Below are 465 nucleotides of genomic sequence, written 5' to 3'. Positions count from 1 at the left end.
ATGTCACAGTTCCCTTTTGTTTATTATTAATGGAACGCTTTGCTGCGTTTTCAGCCTTTTGGTTCGGAGAAGTCGCCTACATATCCTGTGAAGCGGCTGTAGAGCATTGAGACCTTGTTCATCCGCTCTTCTACGAGTGGTCCAAGCTTGATAAAGACGCCGTTCATCAGCAGGTTTGTCAGGCTCGCCATTTGGGCCGTGGAATCCCAAAACAAGTTGAATTCTGTCGGCACGACCAATACTTCATCGACGAGATCGCGGCCCCAGTCGCAAAATGCGTCGGTGATGAGCGTAGTCGGAATTCCCGCGCTGCGCGCTTCCTGGGCAAGGAGGCGGGCCAGCCGCGAATGGCGCCGTGCCTCAAATATCACGAGGCACGCCTCCTCGTGGTCGGTGAGCAGCAGCTCGGCGAAACTCCCGCCCGCCAGATCCAATAGATGAACCCGGTCGCGCAGGTACTGCAGC

At 55.7% G+C, this 465-nt stretch carries 1 pseudogene; it reads right to left on the bottom strand.

The window, feature by feature from the left end:
• Positions 1-50: 50 nt before the first annotated feature.
• Positions 51-465: pseudogene (locus AB1462_RS31880) on the bottom strand (RpiR family transcriptional regulator); the annotation flags it as partial.

Source organism: Pseudomonas sp. SB113, from assembly GCF_040754745.1.
GTDB classification, from domain to species: domain Bacteria; phylum Pseudomonadota; class Gammaproteobacteria; order Pseudomonadales; family Pseudomonadaceae; genus Aquipseudomonas; species Aquipseudomonas grimontii.
Note: the sequence above shows the minus strand (reverse complement) of the source record. Positions and strands in the feature narration are given on the sequence as shown.